5 protein-coding genes are annotated in these 5,133 nt (G+C 57.4%); all 5 read right to left on the reverse strand.

The window, feature by feature from the left end; all coding sequences use genetic code 11:
- Positions 1-824: inorganic phosphate transporter (locus tag ACRC1E_RS05195; protein WP_438514046.1), on the reverse strand; the 824-nt coding region annotated here is incomplete at its 3' end.
- 203 nt (positions 825-1,027) lie between these two features.
- Positions 1,028-1,792: a phosphate ABC transporter ATP-binding protein PstB gene (gene pstB / locus ACRC1E_RS05200; protein ID WP_438514047.1), complete on the reverse strand. Its 765-nt coding sequence runs from the start codon at positions 1,790-1,792 to the stop codon at positions 1,028-1,030.
- A 9-nt stretch (positions 1,793-1,801) separates the two neighbouring features.
- Positions 1,802-2,710, reverse strand: coding sequence for a phosphate ABC transporter permease PstA (gene pstA / locus ACRC1E_RS05205; protein WP_438514048.1), 909 nt, complete (start codon positions 2,708-2,710; stop codon positions 1,802-1,804).
- Positions 2,711-2,724: 14 nt separating this feature from the next.
- A complete protein-coding gene (gene pstC, locus ACRC1E_RS05210; protein WP_438514049.1) occupies positions 2,725-3,687 on the reverse strand; it encodes a phosphate ABC transporter permease subunit PstC in 963 nt (320 codons plus the stop codon).
- Positions 3,688-3,769: 82 nt separating this feature from the next.
- Positions 3,770-4,807 carry a phosphate ABC transporter substrate-binding protein PstS gene (gene pstS / locus ACRC1E_RS05215; RefSeq protein WP_438514050.1) on the reverse strand — a complete coding sequence of 346 codons (1,038 nt, stop codon included), beginning with the start codon at positions 4,805-4,807 and terminating at the stop codon, positions 3,770-3,772.
- Positions 4,808-5,133 lie beyond the last annotated feature (326 nt).

A 5,133-nucleotide genomic window follows, 5' to 3' on the forward strand; every position in this document is an offset into this window, starting at 1 on the left:
GCCCTTGCCCGGCGGGCGACGACAGGGCGCAATACGAAATAGGTCAGCAGTCCGATGCCGACACCGCCGGCCATGGCACTGCTAAAGCTCATCGGCCAGATACGCGCCAAGCCCTTGATCAGCAGGTAGCTGGTAAAGATCCAGGCCATCAGTGCGATCAGGATGGGGACGATGCGCGCTGCCGCCGCTTTCATGTCGCTCTGGTAGGTGATGGTCCGCTTGATGAAATAAAGGAAGGCCGCCGCAATCACGCCGCCCAGTACCGGTGAAATCACCCAGCTGGCGGCAATCGTGGCGACTTTGCTCCAGTTGGCAATGCCGAAGCCGGCAGCCATCACGCCCGACCCCAGCAGGGCGCCGACAATGGAGTGCGTCGTCGACACCGGCGCACCGACCAGGGTGGCGATATTCAGCCACAGCGCGGCGGCCAGCAGTGCGGACATCATGATCCAGATAAAGGCAGCTTTATCGGGAATCAGGGAGGGATCGATAATGCCGCTGCGTATGGTGGAGACCACATCGCCACCGGCAATAATGGCACCGCCGGCTTCAAAAACGGCGGCAATAATCAGTGCGCCACCCATCGTCAGCGCCTTGGAACCGACGGCCGGGCCGACGTTATTGGCGACGTCGTTGGCACCGATATTCATGGCCATATAGGCACCAATACCGGCTGCCACCATCATCGGCAGGCTGACATGGCCTAAAGTGGTGCTGTAGATGACTGCGCCTACGATAAAGAGCAGAGCCAGACCCAGACGCATAAAATCGCTGCGGCCTTTGTCTGCTGCTTTGTTGAGGTCATTGAGGTCTTGTAAGTCCACGACTTGATCCTGTTTGATGCAAAAGCAAAAAAGCCTGGCAGAAACTGCCCAGGCTGGTATCGGGTGCTCGCATAATAACACCCATTTTAGCGGGGAAAAACCCGTAGGAAACTGCTGATATGAAAAGAAAAACCCGATCTGGCCGGATCGGGTTGTTATTTTTGCCTTTGGTATTTTTATGCTAATTTTAAAATCTGTATGGTCTAGCCAAATTTGCCGGTGATGTAGTCTTCGGTCGCCTTTTTCTTGGGCGCAGTGAAGATACTATCGGTTTCGCCGAATTCGACCAGATCGCCAAGATACATATAGGCGGTGTAGTCGGAGACGCGGGCGGCCTGCTGCATATTGTGGGTGACGATGGCGATGGTGTAATCCGCCTTCAATTCATTGATCAGCTCTTCGATATGGGCGGTCGAAATCGGGTCCAGTGCCGAGGTCGGTTCATCCAGTAGCACCACTTCCGGCCGGGTCGCGACGGCGCGGGCAATGCACAGGCGCTGTTGCTGGCCACCGGAGAGCGAGTTGCCCGACTGCTTGAGTTTGTCCTTGACTTCATTCCACAGCGCCGCTTTTTTCAGCGCCCATTCCACGCGCTCGTCCATATCGACACGCGACAGGTTCTCATACAGCTTCACGCCGAAAGTGATGTTGTCGTAGATGGACATCGGGAACGGTGTCGGCTTCTGGAATACCATGCCGACCTTGGCGCGCAACAGGTTGATGTCGATATCGCGGCCAAGGATATTATGGCCGTCGAGCAAAATCTCGCCCTCGGCCCGCATGCCCGGGTACAGCTCGAACATGCGGTTGAATACGCGCAGCAGTGTCGATTTGCCGCAGCCGGACGGGCCGATAAAAGCGGTCACCTGATTGCGCGGAATCTCGAGATTGATCCCCTTGAGCGCCTGATAGTTGCCGTAGTAGAAGTTCAGGTCTTTGACTTGCAGCTTGATAGCGTTTTCGGTCATGGTGATGCCTTAATGCGATTGTGTTTTCTGGCGGCCCATCCAGCGGGCCACGATATTGAGGGTGAGCACGCTGAAGGTAATCAGCAGGGCGCCGGCCCAAGCCAGACGGTGCCAGTCTTCATACGGGCTCATGGCAAACTGGAAAATCACGATGGGCAGGTTGGCCATAGGCTGGTTCATGCCGCTCCAGAACTGGTTGTTCAGTGCGGTAAACAGCAGGGGCGCCGTTTCACCCGAAATGCGTGCCACTGCCAGCAGGATGCCGGTAATCACGCCGGCCTTGGCCGAGCGCAGGGTGACATACATCGTTACTTTCCATTGCGGCGCACCCAGAGCGATGGCGGCTTCGCGCAGGCTGTTGGGCACCAGATGCAGCATGTTTTCGGTGGTGCGTACCACCACCGGAATCACCAGTAGCGACAGCGCCAGCGAGCCTGCCCAGCCGGAGAAGTGCCCGACCGAGATCACATACACCTCGTAGATAAACAGGCCGATCACAATGGAGGGTGCCGACAGCAGGATGTCGTTGATAAAGCGTGTCGCCGGCGCCAGCCAGCCGCGGCTGCCGTACTCGGCCAGATAGATGCCGGCCAGAATACCGATAGGCGTACCGATCAGCGTGCCGAAGAAGGTCATCTGCAAAGAGCCGGCGATGGCATTGGCCAGACCGCCTTGCGAGCCCGGTGGCGGCGTGATCTGGGTGAATACCTCGGTCGACATGCCCTCGAGGCCTAGGCGCAGTAGCGTCCACAAGATCCAGAACAGCCAGAACAGGCCGAAAGCCATGGCCAGTGTGGAGGCTGTCATATTGAAGGCGTTGATCAGCCGGCGCTTGCGGTAGACCGGATTGTTGCGGGAGAAGTTTTTATCTTTCACGCGGCTGCCCTTGCTGCTGCTGTGGATCAATGATTGTTCCATGGTGTTATTGCTCATCAGGAATGATGGCCTTCCTGTTTCTTCAGCTGCATCAATAGCAGTTTGGAGCAGGCGAGCACTACAAAAGTAATGAAGAACAGGATCAGTCCGAGCGAGATCAGCGCCGACAGATGGAGTTCGCTGGTGGCTTCGGCAAATTCGTTGGCCAGCGACGAGGCAATCGAGTTGCCGGCTTCAAACAGGCCGGAGGCAAAAATAGTCGAGTTGCCGATGACGAAGGTCACCGCCATGGTTTCACCCAGTGCGCGGCCCAGCCCCAGCATAATGCCGCCGATCACCCCGGTTTTGGTGTAGGGCAGTACCACATTGCGCACCACTTCCCAGGTGGTGCCACCCAGGGCGTAAGCCGATTCCTTGAGCATGGGCGGCACCACTTCGAATACGTCGCGCATCACCGAGGCAATAAACGGAATCACCATGATGGCCAGTATCAGGCCGGCGGTGAAAATGCCGATGCCCATCGGTGCGCCCTGAAACAGGAAACCGATGACAGGCAACTCGCCCATATTGTCCAGGATCCACGGCTGGACATGGTCGCCAAACCACGGGGCAAACACAAACAAGCCCCACATGCCGTAAATGATGGAGGGGATGCCGGCCAGGAGTTCAACTGCAATCCCCAGCGGGCGCCTGAGCCAGATCGGGGACAATTCGGTCAGAAATAAAGCAATGCCGAAGCTGACCGGCACACCGATCAGCAGGGCAATAAAGGAGGTCATCAGCGTGCCGTAAATGGGGACCAGCGCGCCAAAATTCTCGGCGACAGGATCCCACTCGGTGCTGGTCAGAAAGCTCCAGCCGGAATGCTTGAAGGTCGGCAGCGAACCGATCACCAGCGACAGCAGGATACCTACCAGCATGGCCAGTACGAAGAAGGCAAAAAATTGTGTGCTGATGCGAAACAGCTTGTCTATCAGCATCTGGCGTTTCAGATGCGGGGTGTTCTGGTATTTTTCCATACTCAATCTACTCGGGCTTAGGCAGGCAAAAAGCCGGGGAGGGTATCCCCGGCCATCGTTGCCCTGTTCCGTGTTAGCGGGCTTATTTCCAGATGGCCTGACCGTTGGTCGCGGTGATCTGTTTCCATGAAGTGCGTACCTGGTTCTGCACTATGGCCGGCATTGGAACGTAGTCCAGATCCAGAGCCATCTTGCTGCCATCCTGATAAGCCCAGTTGAAGAACTTCAGTGCTTCGGCGCTACCTTCGGTCTTGTCGGTTTTCTGCTGCATCAGGATGAAGGTGGCGCTGGAAATCGGCCAGCTGTCCTTGCCCTGGGCATTGGTCAGAATCAGGTAAAAGCCGGGAGCGTTCTTCCAGTCTGCGCCTGCAGCAGCGGCGGCAAAGCTCTTGTCGTCCGGCTGTACAAAGCTGCCGGCCGCGTTTTGAACTGCGGCGTGCGGGATCTTGTTGACCTTGGCGTAAGCGTATTCTACGTAGCCGATCGAACCCTTGATGCGGTTGACGTAGTTGGAGACGCCCTCGTTGCCCTTGCCGCCTACGCCCAGTTTCCAGGCGACCGAAGTGCTGGCGCCGATAGCGGTTTTCCAGCTTGGCGAAACTTTGGACAGATAGTCGGTAAAGACAAAGGTGGTGCCCGAGCCGTCGGAGCGGCGTACCGGCGTGATTTTCTGGTCCGGCAGCGCCACGCCCGGGTTGAGCTTGACGATCACCGGGTCATTCCACTTGCTGATCGTGCCCATATAGATGTCGGCCAGTACCGGGCCGGTCAGCTTCAGTTGCCCCGGCTTGATGCCCGGCAGGTTGACAACCGGCACCACGCCGCCGATCACGGTCGGGAACTGGACCAGACCTTTTTTGGCCAGCTCTTCCGGCTTGAGCGGCATGTCGGATGCGCCAAAGTCGACGGTTTTCGATTCGATCTGTTTAATGCCGCCGCCGGAGCCGATGGACTGGTAGTTGACGCGGTTACCGGTCTTGGCTTTATAGGCTTCTGCCCATTTTGCGTACAGCGGATAAGGGAAAGTGGCACCCGCACCGGTAATATCGGCAGCAAAGGCCGGCGCAATAAAGGCGCCGGTCAGGGTCAGTGTGGCAGCGAGGCGTAGGGTGTGTTTCATGCTGACTCCGGTTTTGAGCGTCAAAAAATTTCAATGGACGCATCCTAGCCTGCTTTCTTTGCAGAAATATTACATTGCAGCACGCGTGTAAACCGGCTGCGGGTTGACGCTTGCCCTCTACCCTCTGAATAATGCCGGCAATTGCAAGAAATACGGGAGTCGGGAATGCGCACCAAGCTGGTGATCGGTAACTGGAAGATGAACGGGCGTCTCGCCGCCAATGAGCAACTGCTGCATGCCATGCTCGCACTGCCGGCCATTGCGCGCGCCGGGGCAGGGATTGCCGCACCTATGGCCTATATCCCCCAGATCGCGCGCCTGTGTGC

The sequence above is a fragment of the Craterilacuibacter sp. genome (assembly GCF_051659485.1).
GTDB lineage: Bacteria > Pseudomonadota > Gammaproteobacteria > Burkholderiales > Chromobacteriaceae > Craterilacuibacter.